Origin of the sequence: Mycobacterium sp. URHB0044 (genome assembly GCF_000620625.1) — a bacterium.
GTDB lineage: Bacteria > Actinomycetota > Actinomycetes > Mycobacteriales > Mycobacteriaceae > Mycobacterium.
Genome location: NZ_JIAW01000030.1, coordinates 1 through 20,654, shown reverse-complemented (window position 1 = coordinate 20,654; position 20,654 = coordinate 1). Strand labels below are relative to the sequence as shown.

24 protein-coding genes are annotated in these 20,654 nt (G+C 67.1%); 8 read left to right on the top strand and 16 right to left on the bottom strand.

What is annotated here, in order from left to right; translation table 11 throughout:
* Positions 1–26 precede the first annotated feature (26 nt).
* From N536_RS0134330 to N536_RS0134315, 4 genes are read right to left on the bottom strand one after another with little or no spacing between them, the layout of a single operon-like run.
* The gene (locus tag N536_RS0134330; RefSeq protein ID WP_231514725.1) at positions 27–1,004 is read right to left on the bottom strand and encodes an ABC transporter substrate-binding protein; all 978 of its coding nucleotides are present in this window, start codon (positions 1,002–1,004) and stop codon (positions 27–29) included.
* A complete protein-coding gene (locus N536_RS0134325) occupies positions 979–2,037 on the bottom strand; it encodes an amidohydrolase family protein (protein ID WP_029117796.1) in 1,059 nt (352 codons plus the stop codon). The genes N536_RS0134330 and N536_RS0134325 overlap by 26 nt, the downstream gene beginning before the upstream one ends.
* Positions 2,034–2,726 (bottom strand): 4-carboxy-4-hydroxy-2-oxoadipate aldolase/oxaloacetate decarboxylase, encoded by a 693-nt coding sequence (locus tag N536_RS0134320; RefSeq protein WP_029117753.1) that lies wholly within the window; start codon positions 2,724–2,726, stop codon positions 2,034–2,036. The genes N536_RS0134325 and N536_RS0134320 overlap by 4 nt, the downstream gene beginning before the upstream one ends.
* A 2-nt stretch (positions 2,727–2,728) precedes the next feature.
* On the bottom strand, positions 2,729–3,853 hold the full coding sequence (locus N536_RS0134315) for a zinc-binding dehydrogenase (RefSeq protein ID WP_029117752.1): 1,125 nt from the start codon (positions 3,851–3,853) through the stop codon (positions 2,729–2,731).
* A gap of 115 nt (positions 3,854–3,968) precedes the next feature.
* Between N536_RS0134315 and N536_RS0134310 the strand changes: the two genes are divergently transcribed.
* On the top strand, positions 3,969–4,916 hold the full coding sequence (locus N536_RS0134310; protein WP_029117751.1) for an ABC transporter substrate-binding protein: 948 nt from the start codon (positions 3,969–3,971) through the stop codon (positions 4,914–4,916).
* Here N536_RS0134310 and N536_RS0134305 read toward each other — a convergent pair.
* Positions 4,913–6,172 carry an NAD(P)/FAD-dependent oxidoreductase gene (locus tag N536_RS0134305; RefSeq protein WP_036438628.1) on the bottom strand — a complete coding sequence of 420 codons (1,260 nt, stop codon included), beginning with the start codon at positions 6,170–6,172 and terminating at the stop codon, positions 4,913–4,915. The two genes, N536_RS0134310 and N536_RS0134305, sit on opposite strands and share 4 nt — an antisense overlap.
* Entirely contained in the window at positions 6,169–6,489 is a 321-nt protein-coding gene (locus N536_RS0134300) for a 2Fe-2S iron-sulfur cluster-binding protein (RefSeq protein ID WP_029117749.1), read from the bottom strand. The genes N536_RS0134305 and N536_RS0134300 overlap by 4 nt, the downstream gene beginning before the upstream one ends.
* Before the next feature lie 182 nt (positions 6,490–6,671).
* Here N536_RS0134300 and N536_RS0134295 point away from each other — a divergent pair, with 182 nt between their 5' ends.
* From N536_RS0134295 to N536_RS0134280, 4 genes are all read left to right on the top strand, one after another.
* A complete protein-coding gene (locus tag N536_RS0134295) occupies positions 6,672–7,127 on the top strand; it encodes an RpiB/LacA/LacB family sugar-phosphate isomerase (RefSeq protein ID WP_029117748.1) in 456 nt (151 codons plus the stop codon).
* Positions 7,124–7,882, top strand: coding sequence for a 2,3-diphosphoglycerate-dependent phosphoglycerate mutase (locus tag N536_RS0134290; RefSeq protein ID WP_029117747.1), 759 nt, complete (start codon positions 7,124–7,126; stop codon positions 7,880–7,882). Before N536_RS0134295 ends, N536_RS0134290 begins: the two co-directional genes overlap by 4 nt.
* Before the next feature lie 85 nt (positions 7,883–7,967).
* A complete protein-coding gene (locus tag N536_RS0134285) occupies positions 7,968–8,198 on the top strand; it encodes a ribbon-helix-helix domain-containing protein (RefSeq protein ID WP_029117746.1) in 231 nt (76 codons plus the stop codon).
* Positions 8,185–8,532 carry a type II toxin-antitoxin system PemK/MazF family toxin gene (locus N536_RS0134280; RefSeq protein ID WP_029117745.1) on the top strand — a complete coding sequence of 116 codons (348 nt, stop codon included), beginning with the start codon at positions 8,185–8,187 and terminating at the stop codon, positions 8,530–8,532. Before N536_RS0134285 ends, N536_RS0134280 begins: the two co-directional genes overlap by 14 nt.
* Before the next feature lie 14 nt (positions 8,533–8,546).
* Here the strand turns inward: N536_RS0134280 and N536_RS0134275 are convergent, their stop codons facing one another.
* The 6 genes from N536_RS0134275 to pcaH are packed head-to-tail and all read right to left on the bottom strand — an operon-like array spanning position 8,547 to position 13,653.
* Positions 8,547–9,233: a 3-oxoacid CoA-transferase subunit B gene (locus N536_RS0134275; RefSeq protein ID WP_029117744.1), complete on the bottom strand. Its 687-nt coding sequence runs from the start codon at positions 9,231–9,233 to the stop codon at positions 8,547–8,549.
* Complete coding sequence (locus tag N536_RS0134270; protein WP_029117743.1) at positions 9,230–9,928, bottom strand: 3-oxoacid CoA-transferase subunit A; 699 nt, start codon at positions 9,926–9,928, stop codon at positions 9,230–9,232. The genes N536_RS0134275 and N536_RS0134270 overlap by 4 nt, the downstream gene beginning before the upstream one ends.
* 2 nt (positions 9,929–9,930) lie before the next feature.
* Positions 9,931–11,091, bottom strand: coding sequence for a 4-carboxymuconolactone decarboxylase (pcaC, locus tag N536_RS0134265; RefSeq protein ID WP_029117742.1), 1,161 nt, complete (start codon positions 11,089–11,091; stop codon positions 9,931–9,933).
* Positions 11,088–12,293 (bottom strand): lyase family protein, encoded by a 1,206-nt coding sequence (locus N536_RS0134260; protein WP_029117741.1) that lies wholly within the window; start codon positions 12,291–12,293, stop codon positions 11,088–11,090. Before N536_RS0134260 ends, pcaC begins: the two co-directional genes overlap by 4 nt.
* Entirely contained in the window at positions 12,290–12,859 is a 570-nt protein-coding gene (pcaG, locus tag N536_RS0134255; RefSeq protein ID WP_029117740.1) for a protocatechuate 3,4-dioxygenase subunit alpha, read from the bottom strand. The genes N536_RS0134260 and pcaG overlap by 4 nt, the downstream gene beginning before the upstream one ends.
* Positions 12,856–13,653: a protocatechuate 3,4-dioxygenase subunit beta gene (gene pcaH, locus N536_RS0134250; RefSeq protein WP_029117739.1), complete on the bottom strand. Its 798-nt coding sequence runs from the start codon at positions 13,651–13,653 to the stop codon at positions 12,856–12,858. The genes pcaG and pcaH overlap by 4 nt, the downstream gene beginning before the upstream one ends.
* A gap of 71 nt (positions 13,654–13,724) precedes the next feature.
* On the opposite strand from pcaH, the gene N536_RS0134245 reads away from it, so the two are divergent.
* Positions 13,725–14,474, top strand: a complete 750-nt coding sequence (locus N536_RS0134245) for an IclR family transcriptional regulator (RefSeq protein ID WP_029117738.1) — start codon at positions 13,725–13,727, stop codon at positions 14,472–14,474.
* 37 nt (positions 14,475–14,511) lie between these two features.
* Here N536_RS0134245 and N536_RS40300 read toward each other — a convergent pair whose 3' ends face one another.
* The 3 genes from N536_RS40300 to N536_RS0134230 all read right to left on the bottom strand — a co-directional run bounded on the left by N536_RS40300 (position 14,512) and on the right by N536_RS0134230 (position 17,511).
* On the bottom strand, positions 14,512–15,867 hold the full coding sequence (locus N536_RS40300) for an MFS transporter (RefSeq protein WP_051574974.1): 1,356 nt from the start codon (positions 15,865–15,867) through the stop codon (positions 14,512–14,514).
* 46 nt (positions 15,868–15,913) lie between these two features.
* The gene (locus N536_RS0134235) at positions 15,914–16,771 is read right to left on the bottom strand and encodes a shikimate dehydrogenase (RefSeq protein ID WP_029117737.1); all 858 of its coding nucleotides are present in this window, start codon (positions 16,769–16,771) and stop codon (positions 15,914–15,916) included.
* Between the two features lie 98 nt (positions 16,772–16,869).
* On the bottom strand, positions 16,870–17,511 hold the full coding sequence (locus N536_RS0134230) for a TetR/AcrR family transcriptional regulator (protein ID WP_029117736.1): 642 nt from the start codon (positions 17,509–17,511) through the stop codon (positions 16,870–16,872).
* A 91-nt stretch (positions 17,512–17,602) separates the two neighbouring features.
* On the opposite strand from N536_RS0134230, the gene N536_RS0134225 reads away from it, so the two are divergent.
* Complete coding sequence (locus N536_RS0134225; RefSeq protein ID WP_029117735.1) at positions 17,603–19,429, top strand: bifunctional sugar phosphate isomerase/epimerase/4-hydroxyphenylpyruvate dioxygenase family protein; 1,827 nt, start codon at positions 17,603–17,605, stop codon at positions 19,427–19,429.
* Positions 19,430–19,433: 4 nt separating this feature from the next.
* Here the strand turns inward: N536_RS0134225 and N536_RS0134220 are convergent, their stop codons facing one another.
* A complete protein-coding gene (locus tag N536_RS0134220; RefSeq protein WP_029117734.1) occupies positions 19,434–19,784 on the bottom strand; it encodes a DoxX family protein in 351 nt (116 codons plus the stop codon).
* A gap of 295 nt (positions 19,785–20,079) precedes the next feature.
* Here N536_RS0134220 and N536_RS0134215 point away from each other — a divergent pair.
* Positions 20,080–20,654, top strand: a 575-nt coding sequence (locus N536_RS0134215) for a DUF222 domain-containing protein (protein WP_036438625.1), incomplete at its 3' end; no start/stop codon positions are given.

The window sequence follows — 20,654 nt, the reverse complement described above, 5'->3', positions numbered from 1 at the left end:
ATGTGAAGGACTTTGACGACAGCCGTTCAGATGACGAAGGTTTCGGCGGTTTCGGCGGCGAACAGCTCAGCCGGCCGGTACCGGCGCCGCGACAACCCCTGGTCGTGGTGATAGCTCAGGAACACGTCGAGCACGCGTTCGTTCGCGGCCACGCCGTAGGACCAGTAGTCCGGGCCCAGCAGTTCCCTGGCCTCTTCGAGGTGCTGGATCAGCCAGGGCTCCATGAAGCGCAGCGCCGAAGAATCGTAGACCCGCGCATACGCGTCATCGCGCGCTGCCAGGAAGGCCTTGTACAGCGACTGGGCGATCCAGCGGTGCCGCTCGTAGACCTCGGTGCGGATCGCCACGACGTGCATGATCGGGAAGATCCCGGTCGACGCGTAGTACTCCTTCTCGACGCCGATCACGTCGTCGAACAGCCGCCTGACCCGGGGATCGCGGTCACGGAACGGGCTGGGAACGCGTGGGGTGTGCAGCGCGTCGAGCTCACCGGCCGCCAGCATCTGGGACAGCGTCGCGCCCGCGGGTATCGGGCGGATGTCGAGGTCGGTGTCGACCTTGCCCTTCTCGATGCGACCCGGCGTCTCCTGACCACCGGTGTAGTACGTGACCGAATCGAGCGGCACCCCATGGTGTTCGGCGAGGATGCCCCTGATCCAGACGCCCGCCGTCAGTTGGAATTCGGGCGCCCCCACCCGCTTGCCGCGCAGGTCTTCCGGGGTGGCGATGCCGGCATCGGCATTGACGTAGATGCCGCCGTGCCGGAACATCCGCGAGGTGAACACCGGCAGCGCGATGAACGGCTGCGGGTCCTGATCCAGCGTCGCCACGTACGTCGACAGCGACATCTCCGCGACGTCGAACTCGCGGTGCCGCAGCATCCGGAAGAACGTCTCCTCGACCGGCAGCCGCAGGTAGGTCAGGTCGATCCCGTCGGCGCGGACGCTACCGTCCTCGAGTGCCCGCGTCCGGTCGTAGTCACCGCAGGCGAAGGTCAGTTGCACCCGAGACACCGGTTACCTCTTCCTCGACGGCGAGCCGTCGGTCCAGTCGTGGATACACCCGGCGGGCATTGCCCTCGACGATCGCGCGCCGATCCCGATCGGTCAGGCGCAGGTCGTCGAGGTAGGCCAGCGTGTCGTCCCAGTCGATCCCGGTTTGCGGGTCGGCGCCTCGCACGGCGCCGAGCATCTCCGACGCGAACAGGATGTTCTCGACCGGAATCACTTTGTGCAGCAGCTCGATTCCTGGTCCGTGATACACGCAGGTATCGAAGAAGACATTGCGCAACAGTTCGGTGGGGTCGGGCCTGCCCAACCGCGCGGCCAGGCCGCGAAACCGTCCCCAGTGGTACGGCACAGCGCCGCCGCCGTGCGGGATCACGAAGCGCAGCGTCGGAAAGCGGTCGAACAGGTCGTGCTGCACCAGTTGCATGAACACACTGGTGTCGGCGTTGAGGTAATGCGCGCCCAGGGTGTGGAAGTTGGGGTTGCATGACGTCGAGACGTGCACCATGGCAGGCACCTCGAGTTCGACCATCGCCTCGTACAGCGGGTACCAGTATTCGTCGGTCAGCGGCGCTGTCGTCCAATATCCGGCCGTGGGATCGGGATTGAGGTTGCAGCCGACGAAGCCGAGTTCGTCCACACACCGGCGCAATTCGTCGATTACGGGCGCCAGCACGCCACCCGGTGTCTGGGGTAGCTGCGCGACGGGGACGAAGGCGTCCGGATACAACTGCGCCACTCGGTAGACCAGATCGTTGGACGCGCGGGCCCACGCGGTGGCCGCCGGCTGGTCCGGCACGTGGTGTTCCATCCCGGAAGCCTTCGGCGACAACAGCATCAGATCACCGCCGCGCTCGCGCAGCACCCGCAACTGGTTGAGCTCGACGCTCTCCCGGATCTCGTCATCGCTGATCCGGCCGGGGCGTGGCATGGGGTGCGCCGGATCCTCGAGCGCGGCCAGTTGCGCATCGCGGAAGTCCTGGTGTGCCCGCGGTGCGGTGGTGTAGTGGCCGTGGATGTCGATGATCACCTGGCGGCGTCCTCGTAGTCGACGTAGCGCAGGCCCAAGCGGGCGAGGTCGCCACGCATGTCGTGCACGTCCAGGCTCAGCTCGCCGCGCCGGTAGCGCTCGCGGGTGCGTTCTTCGCGTGCCTCGCGGTCCTTCGCCGCGGCAAGCACATTCGTTGCCTCCGCTCGCGGGACGATGACCACGCCGTCGTCATCGCCGACCACCACGTCACCGGGGTGGACGGTGGTGTGCGAGCAGGTCACCGGGACGTTGACCGATCCGAGCCGCTTCTTCACCGTGCCCTGCGCCGAGACGCACTTGGACCAGACGGGGAACTTCATCGCGGTCAGCTCGGCGATGTCCCGGCAGCCCGCTTCGATCACCAGGCCACGGACCCCGCGCGCGGCCAACGCGGTGGCCAGCAGTTCCCCGAAGTACCCGTATCGCGACGGTGACTCGGGCACCACCACCAGCACGTCGCCTTCCTGGCACTGCTCGACCGCGACGTGGATCATCCAGTTGTCGTCGGGCGGCACGCTGACCGTGACAGCTGTGCCGCAGACGCGGGCGCCGGTGTAGATCGGCGTGATGTAGGGCGCCAGCAGGCCGGTGCGGCCCTGCGCCTCGTGGATGGTGGCGACTCCGTATTCACCGAGTCCGTCACGGGCCACCGGGTTGGCCCGCAGGGGATTTCGCACGACGATCGACATGGTCAGACGCCCCTCTCCAGCCACGGCATCAGCGAGATGTGGATGACGTCGGTGTCCTCGGTATCACCGGCCAGGGCACGGATCGCCCGGTCGACTTGATCCAGCCCGAACCGATGCGTGCTGAGCCGCTCAAGGGGGAACCGGCCGGAGGCCAGCTGCTGCAGAGCCAGCTCACACGCCCGATAGCTATGCCCGCGAGCGCTTTTGATCGTGATGGCCTTCTCGGTGAGGTGCTTGATCGGGAAGTCGGGGAACGCCGCGAGTTCACCCTGAATCAACAACGTGCCCTCGCGCCGTTTGAGCACCTCGATGCCCAGCAGCACCGGACCGACGCCGGCTCTGGACGTGCAGTCCAGGACGAAGTCGACACCTCTGCCCGCAGTGAGCTCCATGATCCGCTCGTACGGCGGGGTCTGCTCGATGTCGATGACCTCATCAGCCCCGAGTTCGACGGCGAGACCCAGCCGCGCGCGGTCGCGGGTCGTTCCGGTGACGATGATGTGCGACGCGCCGGCCTGCTTGCAGGCAACCACCTGCGCAAGACCCTGCTGGCCAGGCCCCTCTATCAGCACGGTATCGGCGTATCCGACGCCGGCCGCCAGCAGTGCCCACTCGATCCCGTTGGACAGTGGTGTGACCAGTCCCGCCAGTTCGGCGCTCACCCCGTCGGGGACCTTGTGCAACACCGCGTTCCAGGGCAGGTACATGTATTCCGAGAAGCCGCCCCACAGGGTGCCCGGGTGGTTCGACGAGGTGTAGCCGTAGCGGCGGGCGTCGGCGTTGGTCCGCCAGTCGGTGGCCTCACAGTGCCGGTATTCGCCTATGCGGCACCACTCGCAGTTGTAACAGCCGACGTAGTGTTCGACGAAGACGCGGTCACCTTCGGCGACGCCATGCAGCTGCTTGAACTTCTCCCCCGCCATCGCGATGGTGCCCACGTTCTCGTGCCCCATGATCACTGGCGAGTCGAATGGCGGTGTGCGGTACATCTTTACATCCGTCCCGCAGATACCCGCGACCTCGACCTTCAGCAACGCGGTGTCATCTGCCAACTCGGGCATCGGCAGCTCACGCAGTTCGGTCGTATTCGGTGCGGTCCGCACGGCGGCCAAGACACTCTGAGCCATCTGTCACCCCTGGGGAACTTGTCGGCGCCGGCCGGAACGGCGGCTAAACGTTGGCATTATGGTCTGTCCAATATACCATCGTGGTGACCGAAGCCACTAGGGACGGGAAGTCGAAATGTCTGAGGCCCATCGCGTACTGAGCGTGCTGACGCGTACCCAGGGAGCCAACCAAGCCCTCAAGGCCGGACTGGTCGCCGCGGCCGGTTTCTCGCTGCGATTCGAGGAAGTGCCTGTGTTGGTCAAGGGATTTCGCAGAATGGTCCGCAACCTGGAGTTCGACGTCAGCGAAATGGCATTGACCACCTACCTCACCGCGCGCGAGCACGGCGTCGCCTTCACGGCGCTGCCGATCTTCCTGGTTCGCGGCTTTCACCACGGCGCGATCCTGTTCAACACTCGCTCTGGCATCAGGACGCCGAAGGATCTCGAAGGCAGGCGGGTCGGGGTCAACCGCGGCTACACCGTCACCACCGGGGTCTGGGCCCGCGGCATTTTGTCCGCCGAGTACGGCGTCGACCTCGAGCGCGTCACGTGGGTGCTGTCCGGCGACGAACACGTCGAGACCTACGTGCCGCCTGTGAACGTCGAACCCGCGGCACCCGGGTCGGATCTGGCCGCCATGTTGATCGCCGGTGAACTCGACGCGGTCATCGGTGTGGACGTGGACCACCCCGACGTAGCGCCATTGATCGACGATCCAGACGGGGCGGCGATGGGGGCGCTGCGCGACCGCGCCTTCTACCCGATCAATCACCTGGTGGTGGTGAAGGATGATGTCCTGCATCGGTATCCCGATGTCGCGGGTGCGGTGTTCGACGCGTTCGCCGAGGCCAAACACCGCTACGTGGCCGCGCTCCGGGCCGGCGACGTGTCGTCGGCAAGTGACCGGACGTACACCCGCGTGCTGCAGGCGACCGGCGCCGACCCACTGCCCTACGGTGTCGAACCGAACCGGGCCATGCTGGAGGAACTGGTCGGGCACGCGCTGGCTCAGCACATCCTCACCCGCCCGGTCGAGGTCGACGAGATGTTCGCGCCGGCCACTCTGGCCCGCAGCGGCTAAGCGCCGATGGCCTGCGGGACGATCAGCCCCCGTAGGGCGACGGCGGTGTTCGCGGCCGCCTCGGCGGGCACGGTGGCGCCCTGGCTGAGTGCCTTGCGGACCGCCATGTAGTCGGCGGGTGCATTCACGGCGTCCACCGCCAGCAGTGCTCCTTCGCGGTAGTACAGGACCGAAAAGGCCTCGGCATCGATGTCACCGCGGACCACGAAGCGGTCGTAACCGCCTGCCAGACCGGCGATCTGAAGCTTGAGATCGTATTGATCGGACCAGAACCACGGCACCGCGTCATTCGGCTGCAACCGGCCGAGCAGGGTTGCCGCCGCTGTCTTGGCCTGGCTGATGGCATTCTGCACCGACTCCAGACGCACGCGTTGACTCCCGCCAAGCGGGCTCGGTTGCACGGTGCAGTCCCCCGCGGCGACGACGGTCGGATTGCTGGTGCGGGCGTGTCGATCCACCACGATGCCCCCTGCGGATTCCAGATCCAGTTGCCGCGCCAGTTCGATGCGCGGCTCGACGCCGATGCCGACGATCACCAGGTCGGCGGGGATCAGGGAGCCATCCGATAGCGCAACCGTGCGCACCCGATTGCCGTCGCCGCCAAGGGAAATCACCTGCGCCCCCAGCCGCACATCGACACCACGGCGGGCGTGCGCGGCGCGGTAGAACTCCGACACCACCGGCGCCACCGCGCGGCCGATCAGGCGGTCGGCGGCCTCGATGACGGTGACCGACTTGCCCTGTGCTCGCGCCACCGCGGCGGCCTCCAGACCGATGAACCCGCCGCCGATCACGACGACCGATTCGGCGGTGTTGTGCAACTCGCGCAGCGCTGCTGCGTCATCGGCGGTCCGCAGATACGTCACGCCGTCGAGCTGTGCGCCGGGGACCTGCAGTCGGCGTGGGCGGGCGCCCACGGTCAGGGCCAGCCGATCGAACGGAAGCACCCGGCCGCGGGTGGTGCGCGCCGTGCCCGACGGACCACCGAGATCGAGCGCCACGGTGTCGACGCGCTCACCGGTGATGAGCGTGACGTCGAGGTCGCTAAGGTACTCGGGAGTCCGCAGCCACAGGTGCTCCAGCTCGGCGCCGCCTTGCAGGAACGCCTTCGACAACGGCGGACGCTGGTAGGGCACGTGCGGCTCATCGCCGACCAACGTGATCGGCGATTGGTCGCCGCCGTCGCGCAGGGACACCGCCAGCTGCAAGCCCGCCTGGCTGGCACCGATGATCAGCGTGCCCGGACCCGCGGTCATTGCTCCTCCGGAACGTGCACGGTCAGCCCATCCAGATCGCCGGTGACCGAGATCTGACAGGACAGCCGGCTGGTGTCCCGGCGCTCGGCGACGCCGAGGTCGAGAAGGTCGTCCTCCATGTCTCCGGCCATTCCGACGGCTGCGGCGAAATCCTGGTCGACGTAGACATGGCAGGTGGCGCAACTACAGTTGCCGCCGCATTCGCCGATGATGCCCGGCACGCCATGACGCACCGCGGCGGCCATGACGGACTCGCCGGCCCGCGCGTCGACCGCGCGCTGGGTTCCGTCGAGGGCGATGAAGATGACCTTCGGCATGCACACTCCCGCAGCGATCGTTGGTATTACCATTGGACCTTAATGGATCTTGCCCCTCGGCTCAAGCCCTAGTCGGCCAAAGCGGATCGACCAGCGCACGTCGTGCAATTGGTCTTATGGTCTGTTTATTACCATGCTAGGTTCGCACTGGCCATCCGGGACGACCGCTCGAGGAGGGGCAGATGCGCATCGCCATCGCCGCCGACCACAACGCCACGGCGCTCAAGGCTCACCTGTCAGACTGGCTGGCCGAACGCGGCCATGAGGTGTCTGATCGCGGCGCCCACCCCGACAGCGGGACAGTGGACTATCCGCGACTGTGCGCCGACATCGGAGCCACGGTCGTCGGTGACCACGCCGATTTCGGGGTCATCCTCGGCGGCAGCGGATGCGGCGAGCAGATGGCCGCCAACAAGGTACGCGGCGTACGAGCCGCACTGTGCCACTGCGTATTCACCGCGGAGATCGCACGCGCACACAACGACGCCAACGTCCTGGTGATGGGTGCCAAGGTCGTCGCACCGGACCTGGCAACGCGCATCCTTACCGTGTGGCTGGACACCACGTTCAAGGGCGGCCGCCACCAACTCAGAGTGGACCAGATAGCCGCGCTGGAGCGAGGCGAGGTGCTCGCATGAGCGTGTTGTTGATGTTGCGCCACGGCGAAAGTACGGCTAATGCCGACGACGTGTTCGGCGGCTGGCTGGATTACCCACTGACCCCCCGAGGCCGCGAGCAGGCCAGGAACGCAGGCCGGCTTATCCACGCCGCCGCGCTCGACCCCGCGGCCGTGCACACCTCGCTCCTCGCGCGTGCCGTCGACACCGCCGATGCGGTTCTCGCCGAGACCGCAGCACCGGTTCGGGAGGTCGCGCGCAGCTGGCGACTGAATGAGCGCCACTACGGCGCTTTTCAGGGTAGGAGCCGCGGTTCGGTGCGAGCGGAGTTCGGTGATGAGTCCTTCGAGCGGTGGCGCCGCTCGTACGATGCGGCCCCGCCGGCCATCGCCGACGACCACCCCGCCAATTCCCAGCACGACGCTCGATACGCCGCCATCGCCGACTGTGAAGTGCCCGTGACCGAGTCACTGGCGGACGTGCGCCGCAGGCTCCTCCCGTACTGGCACGAATCGATCGTCCCGGATTTGACCGCTGACCGCATCACACTGGTTGTCGCACATGGCAACTCGCTGCGTGCCCTGTGCATGTACCTCGACGACTTGTCAGAAGATCAGGTGCGCTCGTTGCACATCCCTACCGGGGTACCTCTTCGCTACGACCTCGACGAGAAGCTGGTCCCACGCCTATCCGGCGGCGAGTACCTGGACCCCACTTCGGCCGCTTTGGGGATCGCCGAGGTGACCGCAGCTGGCACTCGCCGAGTGGACCCGTGACCGTCGGCGAAGAGCGCCAGGATGCATGCCACCCGAGCACGCGGTAGGTGATACTACCTGGGTACTACCGGGGTAGCATCTAAGTGTGAAACTTAGCGTGAGCCTTTCCGACGAGGATGTCGAGGTGCTGGACCACTACGTCGAGCGAGTTGGCTTGCCGTCGCGCTCCGCAGGTGTCCAGCGCGCGATCCGTATGCTGCGCTTTCCCGCCCTGGAAAACGACTACGACGAGGCGTGGTCAGAATTTGCCTCTGCCGGCGACGAAGAAACCTGGGACAAAGCCGCCAGCGACGGACTCGGCGATGCTGCGCGGTGACATATGGCAAGTCGACTTCAACCCAGCGCAGGGCAGCGCAGCCAACAAGCAGCGTCCCGCGGTAGTCGTTAGCAACGATCGAGCCAACGCGGCCGCAACTCGGCTCCGCCGCGGCGTCATCACAGTCGTGCCGCTGACGAGCAAAGTCACCAAGATCTATCCGTTCCAGGTGTTCTTGCCGGCCGCCACGACGGGTCTCACCGTCGATTCCAAAGCACAAGCCGAACAGATCAGATCTGTTGCACTGGAGCGGCTGCGAGGTCGAATCGGCCGACTCTCTGCCGCCCAACTCTCAGAGCTCGATCAGGCCCTGCGTCTTCATCTCGAGTTGTGACCATACGTGCGCGCCTACCGTGAAAGCTCGACGTCCATCCGCTCCGCCAGTGCGGCGACGCTGATCCCGAACGTCTCCCGCACGCGCACTCGCCCGCCACCGGTCGAGTCGACGTCGAAGATGGCGTGGTCGGTGTACACCCGGCTGACGCAGCGCAGTCCCGTCAGCGGGTAGTCGCACTCCCGAACCAGTTTGGCGGTGCCGTCCTTGGCGAACAGGTTCATCATCACGAAGACCCGCTTCGCGCCGATCGCCAAGTCCATCGCCCCGCCGACCGCCGGTATGGCGTCCGGCGCACCGGTGTGCCAGTTCGCCAGATCGCCGCGCTGACTGACTTGGAACGCTCCGAGCACGCAGACGTCGAGGTGACCGCCACGCATCATCGCGAACGAGTCGGCGTGGTGAAAGTACGATGCCCCAGGGGTTTCGGTGACCGGGATCTTGCCCGCATTGGTGAGGTCGGGGTCGATGTCGTCCCCAAACGCCTCGCCACCCATGCCGAGCATGCCGTTCTCGGTGTGCAGTACCACGCCGGCCTCGGGATCGAGGTAGTCGGCGACCGTCGTGGGTTGCCCGATGCCGAGGTTGACATAGGAACCCGGCGGGATGTCGCGGGCGATCAGCGCCGCGAGTTCGCGGCGGTCCAACTGGCCTCGGTCGAGGTGCTCGACGCCCGTGTGTCCGTGGATCGTCTCGGTCATGACGCGGCCTCGGTTCGGGTGTTGGGGATCGACGACAGGTCGAGGATGCGGTCGACGAAGATGCCCGGCGTCACGACGGTTTCGGGATCGATGGTGCCTGGCTCGACGACGCGGGAGACTTCGGCGATGGTCAGTGCGGCGGCGCTCGCCATCACCGGGCCGAAGTTGCGGGCGGTCTTGCGGTACAGCAGGTTTCCCGCCCGGTCGCCGACGTGGGCGCCGATCAGCGCGACGTCGCCGCGGATCGGATACTCCAGCACGTAGTCACGGCCGTCGATGGTCCGTGTCTCCTTGCCTTCTGCCAAGGGAGTTCCGACCCCGGTCGGGCAGAAGAACGCACCGATACCGGCGCCGGCCGCCCTGATCCGTTCGGCGAGGTTGCCCTGTGGCACCACCTCGAGCGCGACCTCACCCGCGCGGTACAGCCGGTCGAACACGTACGAATCGGCCTGCCTTGGGAACGAACAGATCACCTTCGACACCCGGCCGGCGGCCAGCAGAGCGGCCAGGCCGGTGTCGCCATTGCCTGCGTTGTTGCTGACGATCGTGAGATCGCGGGCACCCTGGTCGATCAACGCGTCGATGAGCGTCGTCGGCATACCCGCCATACCAAATCCGCCGACCAGAATCGTTGCGCCGTCGGTGATTCCGGTGACGGCCTCCTGCGTCTGAGTGCATATCACCGTGCGACTCATGCCTACCCCTCACCGTCGATGTCACGCAATACTTCGGCGGCGATGCGGAACGCGGTGTTGGCGTCGGGCACGCCACAGTAGATGGCGGTCTGCATCAACAGTTCCTTGATCTCGTCGTTCGTCAGACCGTTCCGGCGGGCCGCGCGCACGTGCATGGCGAATTCCTCGTGATGCCCCCGCGCCACCAGCGCGGTGAGCGTGATCATCGAGCGGCTGCGACGGTCCAGGCCGGGCCGAGTCCAGATGCCGCCCCAGGCGTACTGGGTGATCATCCGCTGGAAGTCGGCGGTGAAGTCGGTCGTTGCGGCGACCGCGCGGTCCACGTGTGCGTCGCCGAGCACCTCGCGCCTGACCGTCATCCCTGCGGCGTAGACGTCGTCGGTGGCCACGGGTACGACGCCGACGTGCTGTGCGATCAGCTCGGCGACGCGGCCTGGCGCTTCGGCCGGTGCGAGATGTCCGACACCGTCGAGCACGACGAGATGGCCGTCCTTGACGCCGGATGCGATGCGGCGCAGGGATTCCGGTGGCGTAGGTACGTCCTCGCTGCCGGCGATCGCCAGTACGGGTGCGACGATCTCGTCCAGCCGGTCGGTGACGTCGAAGCCCGCGAGCGCTTCGCAGGTCTGCGCGTAGGACTCCGCATCGGCGTGGCGCAGCGCGTCGAATAGCGCCGCACAGACACCGGGTCGTCGGTCGGGGAAGCCCGGCGCGAACCAGCGCTGGACCATTAGGGCGAGCAACACCCGGGTGCCCTCGGCGCGTACGGTGGCGGCGCGCTCGCGCCAGCCGTCGGGCGTGCTGATCACCGCACCGGTGCACAGCACGGTCGCAGACGTCACCCGCTGCGGTGCGTCGAGCAGCAGCTGCAGGCCGACGCAGCCGCCAACGGAATCGCCTGCGTAGTGGAATGTCTCGGCGCCGAGCGCGTCGGCGAGGCGCAGCACGCCTGCGGCGAGTTCGTTCATCGTGAACGGTTCGGCGGGGGCGCCGCCGCCATGGCCGGGCAGATCCCAGGCGACGACGCGAATCTGCCCGGTCAGTCGCTCGGCCGCAGCGCTCCACAACGTCGCCGCTGAGGTGCCCAGCGATGGGCCGAGCAGGAGCAGCGGGGCGTCCTCGGGGCCACCGAAGTCGACTCTGCTGAGGTGGGGAACGGTCATGGCGTGTCCTTGATGAAGCGGCGCGCGCGGCCGAGGGTGGCGTCGACCAGCCGATCGGCGGCACCGGTGTAGTCGGGTAGCGCCGCGCGGCCGGTCAACTCGGTCATCGACTTCTGTTCGGAGAGCAGGCCTTCGGCGGCCGAGAGGTTGGCTGCCGCGCGGGCCGCGTCCACGTGCAGGCCAGTGAGGAGTTCGCTAGTGTGCGCGGCGGCGACGACGGTGCGGCGGGCCAACGTGCGCAGCGTGGCCCACTCGGCATGCCATGCACCGTCGGAGCGTTCGTCGACGCTCGCCGCCGCGGCGGTATGCAGCGTGGCACCCAAGGGTGCGGCGGCCAATGCGGTGCGGCGAATCAACACCGAGCGGATCGGATTGTTCTTGTGCGGCATGGTCGACGAGCCGCCGCCACTACCCTCGGTGAATTCACCGATCTCGGGGCGGCTGCTCGTCGCGACGTCGGCCGCGATGTGTCCCCAAGCGTCGCAACAGGACACGAACGCATCCCCGAGCCGGGTCACCGCCGAACGGGTCGTGTGCCATGGCGGCGCCGGCGCCAACCCCAACGTCGCGGCGAGCGCGTCGCTCAGCGCGATCGCGCCGTCGACCGACCCCGCGAGTTCCGTGCTGGCGGCCAGCGTGCCGACCGCGCCGCCGGCCTGCACGGGCAGCGACGAACGCAGGCCGACCAGCGGATCGGCGGCGTCCAGGACACCGGTCAGCCAGCGCGAGAACTTGACACCGAGCGTGCTCGGCAGCGCCGCCTGGGTCAGTGTGCGCGCGAGTGCCGGTGTGCTCCGGTGTCTTTCGGCGAGATCTGCGAGCGCATGCACCTGAGTGGCGAACTCGTCCCCGATGCGGGTGAGGACGTCGCGTGCGCACAGCATCAGCGCGCTGTCGATGACGTCCTGACTCGTCAGCCCCCGGTGCAACCAGGTAGCCGTCGGCGCCGGTGTCCGCTCGCGCAACGTCGCCACCAACCCGGTGACCGGGTTGCCGTCGGCGTCGGCCTCACGGGCGATGGCCTCTGCGTCACCATCGGACAGGTACTCAGTCAGGTTCGCCCGCGCATCCGGCGGCGCGATCCCGGCGTCGACGGTCCCGTCCAACCACGCCTGCTCGACGGCGACCATCGCGCCGAGGAACGCGGCGTCACTCATCAGGTCGCCGGCGAGATGGTCGCCGGGCCACAGCAGGTCGGTCATCGTCGATGCCCCGGATACCGCAAGAAGACCGTCTCGGCTTTGTCTGGGCTGCCTTGCAATTGGACGTCGAAGCGCAGGCTGTTCCCTTCGGCGATGGCGATCAGCGTGTTGCGGCGCTCGGCGGGTAGCGAGCGCAGCAGCGAGTCATTCGCCAGGTGCTCGCCCGGTGGATAGACGCGGGTGAACAGCCGGTTGAGCAGGCCGCGCGCGAAGACGGTGACCATGAAGAACGGCGCCGCCCCCGGTGTAACGGCGCCCGGCAGGACGGTGGAGAAGGAGTAGCGCCCGGAGTCGTCGGTGCTGGCGCGGCCCCATCCGGTGAAGGTCCAGCCGTCCCGGTGCAGCGAGCCGGCCGCCTGCGGGATGCTGCCGTCGGCGTCGGCCTGCCAGATCTCCAGCAGCGCGTCGGGGACGGGTCGGCCGTCACCATCGGCGACGACGCCGTGCAGCTGGATCGCACCGGGCGAACCCGGCGGGACGAGTTCGTTGCACCGGTCGAACGGCAGGGCGTAGCCGAAGAACGGCCCGACCGTCTGCCCAGGGGTTGCGGCGAGCAGGGCGCTCATGATTCGGCTCCATGGTCTGGGGCTTCGGTCGGGGTGCGTGACCCACCCGTCAGCACGATGTCCCAACGGTATCCGGTGGCCCACTCGTGGGTGGTGACGTCGTGGTCGTAGGTGGCCACCAAGCGGTCGCGCGCCTTCTGGTCGGTGATCGACTGGTAGATCGGGTCGAGGCCGAACAGCGGGTCGCCCGGGAAGTACATCTGCGTGACCATCCGCTGCGTGAATTCCGTTCCAAACAGCGAGAAGTGGATGTGCGCGGGCCGCCAGGCGTTGCGATGGTTCTTCCAGGGGTAGGGTCCTGGCTTGATCGTGGTGAAGCGGTAGTTTCCCTCGTCGTCGGTGAGGCAGCGGCCCACTCCGGTGAAGTTCGGATCGATCGCGGCGGGATGCTGGTCGCGCTTGTGAATGTACCGGCCACCGGCGTTCGCCTGCCAGATCTCGACGAGCTGACGGCGGACGGGCCGCCCGTCGCCGTCGATCACCTTGCCGGTCACCACCATTCGTTCGCCGATTGGTTCGCCGGAATGCTGGACGGTGAGGTCGGATTCGATGGGGTGCACGTCGCGCTCGGAGAAACACGGCGTCCACAGTTCGACTCCCTCGGGGTCGGCGTGATGCAGATCCTTGGTCGGATGTCGCAACAGGCTACTGCGATACGGCGGGTAGTCCAGCCGCGGCTGCGTCTCCTCGATGCCCGCCCGCTGATACTCGGCCTCGATCGCACCGATCTCGGCACTGACGGCAGATTGACTGGCCGATGCGCTGTCGGGTCGGCCGTCGATCGTCGCTGTCATGGTATGCACGGTAGGCGCTCCTGGGCGGCTGAGTTAACCTTGATCTTCCGCTGAGTGGAAAGGTCGGGCGATTGGCCGGTAACACGTCGACCCCCGGCGCGACGGTGGCGTCGCGGTTGCTGGCGATGCTCGGGGCGTTCGACGAAACCCACCGCGGGCTGACCCTTTCCGAATTGGCCGACCGCGCAGGCCTTCCGGTCGCCACGGCGCACCGCCTGGCGGCCGAGTTGGTGGCCGGCGGCGCACTGCAGCGTCGGGACGACGGCAGGTACTTCGTCGGCAGGCTGGTGTGGAGCGCCGGCCTGCTGGCACCGGTCGAAGGACGGCTGCGACAGGTGGCCGAACCGTTTCTGCACGACGTGTACGCCGCCACCCTCGCCACGGTGCACCTTGCGGTCCGCGATGGTGACGAGGTGCTTTACCTGGAGCGGATGATGGGGCGGACGTCGGTGCCGATCGTCAGCAGGGTCGGCAGTCGCCTGCCGATGCACTGCACCGGCGTTGGCAAGGTGTTGCTGGCCCACGCGCCACGGGACGTCCAGGATCGGGTGCTGGCCAACCTGACCCGTATCACCCCGTACACGATCGTCCAGGCGCCGCTGTTGGCGGCGCAATTGGAGCGCATCCGCCGCGAGGGCGTGGCGACGACCACGGAAGAGATGTCGCTGGGCGCGTGCTCGCTGGCGGTACCGGTCGTCAGGCAGTCCGATGAGACCGTGGTGGCCGCGATCGCCGTGGTGGTGCCCAGCTTGAAGCGCGACCGGCAACGACTGCTCGGTGCCCTGCAGGTCGCAGCGCGCGGCGTCGGCCGGTTGCTGTGATCTACAGGGCACCATGGCTTTTCAGCGTCTCAGTGCACTAACTGTGCACGAGGTGCTTGGCGGATTCCGGGTCCCTGTGCCCCAACATCGGGGTCGGGACGTCCTTGGTCTCCCTCGCGGTCAGCGCCGCCGCCACCGCAATGAGCACCACGACCCCGGTGAACACGCTGATGACCACCCAGCCGCCCTCCCTCACGCCGCCGAGTGCGGTGACGATCGACGGGGCGAAGCCGGCAACCAGGAACCCGAGTTGAGTGCCGAGTGCGACGCCGGAGAATCGCACCTTGGTGGTGAACATCTCGCCGTAGAACGACGGCCACACGGCGTTGGCGGCGGCGTAGCCGAAGGCGAACGTCGCGATCGCCAGCGCGAAGATCATCGGGGTGTTCCCGCCACTCATGGACAGCATGTAGAAGGGCATCAGCGCTGCCGACGCCAGCGCACCGTAGATGAACACCGGCTTGCGACCGATGCGGTCGGCGAGCTTCCCGAACAGCGGCTGGGTGAACATCGCGACCACGTTGGCGACCACGACCAGCCACAGCGTGATGTCGGCTTCGAGACCGACCTTCTTGCCATAGGCGATCGCGAGATTGGCGAAAACTGTTGAGACCGCGGCAATGAAGGCACAGAGAATAACCCGCAGCACGTCTCTCCAGTGCTCGCGCAGCAGTGGCAGCAGCGGCACCTTGGCGAGATTGCCCGTTGCCTTCGCCTCGGCGAACGCGGGCGGCTCGTGCAGGGTGCGGCGAATGAAGTAGGCGATGAGGACCACGACGGCGCTCAGCCAGAACGGCACCCGCCAGCCCCAACTCAGCTCCGCGTCATCGGGCAGCGACACGAACGGAATCATCACCAGAGACGCGAGGATCAAACCGCCTTGCGTTCCGGTCAACGTCCACGACGTATAGAACGACCGCTGATTGTCCGGGGCGTGTTCCAGGGTCAGCGAGCTGGCACCGGCCTGTTCACCGGCCGCGGAGAGGCCCTGCAGCAGTCGGCACAACACCAGCAGCGCGGGTGCGGCCCATCCGATGGTCTCGAACGTCGGCAGACAGCCGATCAAGAACGTCGACAGACCCATCAGGACGAGGGTGAACATCAGGATCTTCTGCCGGCCGATCCGGTCGCCGAAGTGTCCGAGTATGAGTGCGCCCACCGGCCGTGCGACGTAGGCCACGCCGAACGTCGCGAACGACATCACCAGTGCGGCTTCGTCATCCGAAGGGAAGAACACCTTCGGAAAGATCAACGCCGCAGCCGAGCCGAACAGGAAGAAGTCGTAGTACTCGACGGCGCTCCCCATGAAGCTCGCCAGCGCCGCGCGCTTCGGCGTCCGGTCCGGCGCGCCGGCGGCCGCACCGTCGGGCGGATTGCTGTTGATGACGCTCATCGGGTCCTCCTAGTTTCCTGCCAAAGTGGGACTGACGGGTGCGAATTCACCCGGCAAGACTGCGAAAGTGCCGCGACATCCGGTCGGCGTCCGGGGTGATCCCGGTAATCAGTTCGAATGCGGTGGTTGCTTGGTGCACGGCCATGTGACCGCCGTCCAGGGTTCGACAGCCGGCTTCGCGCGCGGCGATCAATAGCGCGGTGTCCAGTGGGCGGTAGACGATGTCGGCGACCCAGAGGCCGGGGTGCAACAGCGCGGGATCGAACGGCGTACCCGGGTGCTCGACCATTCCCGTTGGGGTGCAATGCACGACGCCGTCGCTGGCGGGCAGCAGCACCGACAACTTGTCGAACGCCGACGCGTCGACCCGAGCGTCGGTGTGGCGACGACCAAGGTCACCCGCCAACGCGGTGGCCCGGTCGACGTCGAGGTCGACGATGGTCAGGTGCTCGGTGCCAAGGTCGAGCAGCGCGTGTCCAACGGCCGCCCCGGCGCCGCCTGCGCCGAGCAGCACTACGTTCTTCGTCTTGGCATCGGGCAGGCCCTCGGCGAAGCCGATCGCGAAGCCGGGCGCATCGGTGTTGTATCCGACCATTCGGTCGTCCGCGAAGACCACGGTGTTGACCGCTCCGAGGGCGGCGGCACTGTCATCGACCTCGTCGAGATACGGAATCACCAGCTGCTTGCACGGGTGGGTCACGTTGAGCGCATTGAAGCCGAGTGCGCGCGCCCACCGCAGGACCTCGCCGATCTGCTCGGGTTCGAGGCCGACGGTGGTGAGGTCGATCGTGCGGTACACGTAGTCGAGGCCGTGCGCCCTGCCTTCGGCCATGTGCAGCGCCGGCGTCAGGGAGGGCCCGACGCCCTGCCCCACCAGGCCGACCAAATACGGGCTAGCAGCCACTTTCCACCGTCCTACTTAATGTACGAACTAGTACGTACGCAAAGTACAGCACTGTGGTGCGCGTCTCGTCAAGCGTTGGGTGTGAGCCGGTTCTCTGCTCAGTGGGTGGTGAGCCAGCCGACTACGACGTCGCCGATCATGCGGCGCATGTGCGCGCGTTGCGAGATCTCGGTGAAGTCGACGCCGAACAGGAAGCCGAAGGTGTAGCGGTTGGCGACCTGGAACACGCAGTAGGCGCTGATCACCATGTGGACGTCGAGTGCGTCCACATCGATGCGGAACGCCCCCTGCTCGCGGCCGCGCGCCAGGATCTCGTCCAGGAGCGACGTCGCCGGCTGCGCAAGGGTCCGCAGCGAGTCCAGCCGCGAGATGAACTCGCCGCGGTGGATGTTCTCGATCGACACCAACCGGATAAAGGCCTGGTGGTCGAGGTGATGATCGAAGGTCAGCTCGGCGAGGCGGCGCATCGCGACGACGGGATCGACGTGATCGACCTGCAGTCGCTGCTCCGCCTCGCGGATGCCGCGGTAGGCGTTCTCGAGCACCGCCATGTAGAGCTGCTCTTTGCCGCCGAAGTAGTAGTAGATCATCCGCTTGGTGGTACGGGTGCGCTCGGCGATCTCGTCGACGCGCGCCCCGGAGTATCCCGATTCGGCGAACACCTCGGTCGCGACCGCGAGCAGGTCGGCGCGCGTCCGCTCGGCGTCGCGCTGAAGCTCGGGACGCTGCTCGGTGGTCACCTCGGTGAGCTTACTGGCGACCGGGCTGCGCAGGCGGAACTCTTCCCGCATAAGTAACCGTTTGGTACATTAATCGCGACAGGAGGTCGCCATGAAGACGTCCATCGCCACCGTCTCCATCAGCGGTGCCCTGACCGAGAAGCTGCACGCTTGCGCGGCGGCCGGATTCGACGGTGTCGAGATCTTCGAACCCGACGTCATCGCCAGCGACCACAGCCCGGAGGAGATTCGCGGACTTGCGCAGCGGCTCGGCCTGTCACTGGACCTCTACCAGCCTCTGCGCGACATCGAAGGCGTCGACGAGGAGACCTTCACCGAGAACCTGCGCCGGGCAGGCGCCACGTTCGCCACGGCACGACGGCTCGGGATCGGCACCGTTCTGGTGTGCAGCAACGTCGCGACCGCGACCATCGACTCCGACGAGGTGTCCGCCGCGCAACTTCGCCGACTAGGCGACCTCGCCCAGGAGTTCGACGTCAAGGTGGCGTTCGAAGCCTTGGCGTGGGGCCGGTTCGTCGACGACTACCGCCGCTCGTGGCGCATCGTCGAACGCGCCGATCATCCGGCCGTCGGGCTCTGCCTCGACAGCTTCCACGTGTTGTCCCGTGGTCACGATCCGGCGGCCATCAGGGACATCCCCGGCGACAAGATCTTCTACCTGCAGCTGGCCGACGCGCCCGCGCTCACCATGGACGTGCTGTCGTGGAGCCGCCACCACCGGCTGTTCCCCGGAGAGGGAAGCTTCGACCTGACCACCTTCGTCTCGCACGTGCTGTCGACGGGATTCGACGGTCCGCTCTCGCTGGAGGTGTTCAACGACACGTTCCGGCAGACCGATCCCGGCCGCACCGCGGTACACGCCCTGCGTTCACTGGTGTGGTTGCAGGACAAGGTCGCAACGCAGCAGAAGGCAAACCGCAGGAGCGGCCTGACGGAAGTAGCGGATGCCAAGCCACCCATCGGCTTTGACTTCGTCGAGGTCAAGGCCGAGGACACCAGCGAGGTCGAAGTCCTGCTAGAGCAGCTTGGCTTCACGCCGAGTGGCCGTCATCGCACCAAGCCGGTGTCACTGTGGGTCGCGGGCGATGCGCGCGTGGTTCTGAACGAACAGCAGGCGCGGGATCTGGTTCCGCAGATCGCCGCCATCGGGCTGCAGGTGCCCGACGCGGAGGCGACGTCACGCCGGGCTGCGGGCCTGATGGCTCCGGCCGCCTACCGTCGCACGTACGCCGAGGAACAGGAACTGACGGGCGTGCTCGCACCGGACGGCACGGAGGTCTACTGGGTTACCGCCCCGCCCAACGGTTTACCGCCGGCGTGGGTGGGCGAGTTCGAGAACGGCATGCCGACGGTCGACTCGCCGATACGCGTCGTCGACCACGTCAGCCTCGCGCAGCCCTGGCAGACCGCGGAAGAGGCCGTGCTGTTCCTCACCAGCGTCTTCGGCCTCTCCGCCGATGCGCCGACGGAGGTCGCCGGTCCAACCGGACTGGTACGCAGTCAGGTCATGCGCACCGGCGATGGGTCAGTTCGCCTGCCGCTCAACGTTGCTCCGCACGTTCTCGACGGTTCGGTCATGCCGCAGCACGTGGCGTTCGCCTGCTCGGACGTCGTCGGTTTGGCGCGTGGGGCGCGCGCACGGGGGTTGGCCTTTCTGCCGGTCCCGGACAACTACTACGACTACGTTGCGGGCCGATTCGGGGTGGACGACGAGACCGTCGCCGAACTGCGCGAGCTCAATCTGCTCTACGACCGCAACGCCGATGGCGACTTCGTGCACTTCTTCACCCGCACGGTGGGCTCGGTCTTCTTCGAGCTCGTCGAACGGCGCGGCCATTACGACGGCTACGGCACCGACAATGCGCCGGTGCGGCTAGCAGCTCAACGATCGGTTGGAGCCGGTGCCGCGCGGGTGTGACTGATCAGTGCGCACCGGTCAGGACCAAGGTCGCAACCGCTAGCGCCAAAAAGCCCGCCGGCGCGGCGACGTTGTGAAACACCCGCGCACGGATGTGGAACCCGACCGCACCGATGAAGAACAACGTCAGACCGATGGCGGCGGCGACGCCGATCCACGGGACGCCGAGCAGGCCTAGCAGGAGGCCACCCGCGCCGGCTGCTTTGAGCACGCCCAGCGGGCGCAACCACTTCCGTGGGACGCCGACCTCCGCGGAGGTCTTGAGCGTGGACTCGGCGTGGAGGAAGTCGGCGATCGCCACTGCGGCGTTGGCGAGGATCGTCGCGATGGTGGCGACGAGGTATGCGATGAACACGCGTTCTCTCTCGTTCGTTCGGAGTGGACACGACTCTCGCGTCCTACCTCTTTGACGACGCAGCCCACGAAAATGTCACGCTGTTTCCCTGAAGGGCCTACTCCACCCTCCGCGCGCCTCCCCACCTTCCGCGTGCCTTCCCACCTTCGGCGAGCGTGCGAGTTTGCGGGCGCCACGCCGCGGAATGGCAGCATTCTGCGCACGCTCGCGGATCGGTGAAATCCCTTGTACCACTTTGGTTTCACCCTTCACAAATTTCGGTTTCTTGTCGGTGGGTCGAACTAGTGTTCGAGTCATGCAGGCAGAGGTGCTTAAGGCGAGGGTCGCCGCACTGCGCGCCGCCTACGACGAGCTCGCCGCCTGCGCCATCGACACCCTCACCCACGGTGACCTGATGCGGGAGATGGACGAACTGGAGGCGGTGGCGTGTCAGCTGCCCACCCAGCGCCACCGCATGCTGACCCAACTGCAAGGCCAAACCACTCCGCGGGAGTTGGGGGCCAAGTCGTGGCGGGAGGCGCTGATGACCCGCTGGCGGCTGTCGGGCGCCGAGGCCAGCCGGAGGATCACCGAAGCGACCCTGCTCGGCCCGCGGCGGGCGTTGTCCGGTGAGCCGCTGGGACCCGTGCTGCCCGCCACTGCTGCCGCGCAAGCGTTGGGGTTGATCACCGAAGAGCACGTCAAGGAGATCCGCAAAGGCATCGCCAAGCTACCCAGCTTCGTCGACACCCCCACCCGCACTCAAATCGAAGTGGACTGGGTCCGCACGGCCGTCGGCACCGGACCGAAGGAGCTCGCCGACACGGTGAAACGCACCGTCTTCCTGCTCGATCAGGACGGACCGGTGCCCGACGACGCCGAACGCGAACG

What these genes read in the sequence shown, in the direction of transcription:
- pcaG (WP_029117740.1), bottom strand. Translation starts at nt 12,859, where the DNA reads ATGAGCGCCCTGCTCGCCGCAACCCCTGGGCAGACGGTCGGGCCGTTC.
- pcaC (WP_029117742.1), bottom strand. Translation starts at nt 11,091, where the DNA reads ATGACCGTTCCCCACCTCAGCAGAGTCGACTTCGGTGGCCCCGAGGAC.
- pcaH (WP_029117739.1), bottom strand. Translation starts at nt 13,653, where the DNA reads ATGACAGCGACGATCGACGGCCGACCCGACAGCGCATCGGCCAGTCAA.
- N536_RS0134320 (WP_029117753.1), bottom strand. Translation starts at nt 2,726, where the DNA reads ATGTCGATCGTCGTGCGAAATCCCCTGCGGGCCAACCCGGTGGCCCGT.
- N536_RS0134270 (WP_029117743.1), bottom strand. Translation starts at nt 9,928, where the DNA reads ATGAGTCGCACGGTGATATGCACTCAGACGCAGGAGGCCGTCACCGGA.
- N536_RS0134305 (WP_036438628.1), bottom strand. Translation starts at nt 6,172, where the DNA reads ATGACCGCGGGTCCGGGCACGCTGATCATCGGTGCCAGCCAGGCGGGC.
- N536_RS0134315 (WP_029117752.1), bottom strand. Translation starts at nt 3,853, where the DNA reads ATGGCTCAGAGTGTCTTGGCCGCCGTGCGGACCGCACCGAATACGACC.
- N536_RS0134260 (WP_029117741.1), bottom strand. Translation starts at nt 12,293, where the DNA reads ATGACCGACCTGCTGTGGCCCGGCGACCATCTCGCCGGCGACCTGATG.
- N536_RS0134280 (WP_029117745.1), top strand. Translation starts at nt 8,185, where the DNA reads ATGCTGCGCGGTGACATATGGCAAGTCGACTTCAACCCAGCGCAGGGC.
- N536_RS0134275 (WP_029117744.1), bottom strand. Translation starts at nt 9,233, where the DNA reads ATGACCGAGACGATCCACGGACACACGGGCGTCGAGCACCTCGACCGA.
- N536_RS0134290 (WP_029117747.1), top strand. Translation starts at nt 7,124, where the DNA reads ATGAGCGTGTTGTTGATGTTGCGCCACGGCGAAAGTACGGCTAATGCC.
- N536_RS40300 (WP_051574974.1), bottom strand. Translation starts at nt 15,867, where the DNA reads ATGAGCGTCATCAACAGCAATCCGCCCGACGGTGCGGCCGCCGGCGCG.
- N536_RS0134295 (WP_029117748.1), top strand. Translation starts at nt 6,672, where the DNA reads ATGCGCATCGCCATCGCCGCCGACCACAACGCCACGGCGCTCAAGGCT.
- N536_RS0134300 (WP_029117749.1), bottom strand. Translation starts at nt 6,489, where the DNA reads ATGCCGAAGGTCATCTTCATCGCCCTCGACGGAACCCAGCGCGCGGTC.
- N536_RS0134310 (WP_029117751.1), top strand. Translation starts at nt 3,969, where the DNA reads ATGTCTGAGGCCCATCGCGTACTGAGCGTGCTGACGCGTACCCAGGGA.
- N536_RS0134225 (WP_029117735.1), top strand. Translation starts at nt 17,603, where the DNA reads ATGAAGACGTCCATCGCCACCGTCTCCATCAGCGGTGCCCTGACCGAG.